Annotated in this window: 1 protein-coding gene; it reads left to right on the top strand. The window is 67.6% G+C overall.

What is annotated here, in order from left to right:
• The coding region (locus tag K675_RS31105) for an amino acid adenylation domain-containing protein (RefSeq protein WP_037006922.1) at positions 1-978 on the top strand (978 nt) is incomplete at both ends.

Below are 978 nucleotides of genomic sequence, written 5' to 3'. Positions count from 1 at the left end.
CCGGCCTATCCGGCGGAGCGCATCGCCTACATGCTGGCCGACAGCGCGCCAGCGGTGGTGCTGGCGCAGGGCCGAACCCGCGGCCTGCTGGGCGAGCTGGCGGTACCGGTGATCGACCTGGACTGCAACACCTGGCAGGACCGCGCCGAGGACAATCCACGGGTGCCCGGCCTGACGCCACGGCACAGTGCCTACGTGATCTACACCTCCGGTTCCACCGGTCAGCCCAAGGGCGTGATCAACGAGCACGCGGCGGTGGTCAACCGCCTGCTGTGGATGCAGGACGAGTACGGCCTGACCCCGGATGACGCGGTGCTGCAGAAAACCCCGTTCAGCTTCGACGTGTCGGTGTGGGAGTTCTTCTGGCCGCTGTTCACCGGCGCCCGCCTGGTGATGGCGCGACCGGAAGGGCACAAGGATCCGGTCTATCTGGGCGAAGTGATCAAGGCCGAGCGGATCACCACCTTGCACTTCGTGCCGTCGATGCTCGACATTTTCCTGGCCCATGGCGATGTCAGCCGGTGTGCCAGCGTCCGGCAGGTGATGTGCAGCGGTGAGGCGCTGCCGGGCAGCGTGGTACGCCGGTTCAAGGCGCAGTTGCCGCACGCCGGGCTGCACAACCTCTACGGCCCGACCGAGGCCGCGGTGGACGTGACGGCCTGGGATTGCCGTGGCCCGATCGAAGAGACCCCGGACAACACGCCGATCGGCAAGCCGATCGCCAACACGCGGATGTACCTGCTCGACGCGCAACAGCAGCCGGTGCCGCTGGGCGTGGTGGGTGAGCTGTACATCGGCGGGGTGCAGGTGGCACGCGGTTACCTGAACCGTCCCGAGCTGACCGCCGAACGTTTCCTCAAGGATCCGTTCAGCCCGTCGGCGGATGCCCGGATGTATCGCACCGGCGACGTCGGCCGCTACCTGGCGGACGGCGACATCGAGTACCTGGGGCGCAACGACGACCAGGTGAAGATCCGT

The sequence above is a fragment of the Pseudomonas fuscovaginae SE-1 genome, assembly GCF_000364705.1.
In the GTDB taxonomy this organism is placed as follows: domain Bacteria; phylum Pseudomonadota; class Gammaproteobacteria; order Pseudomonadales; family Pseudomonadaceae; genus Aquipseudomonas; species Aquipseudomonas fuscovaginae_A.
Note: the sequence above shows the minus strand (reverse complement) of the source record. Positions and strands in the feature narration are given on the sequence as shown.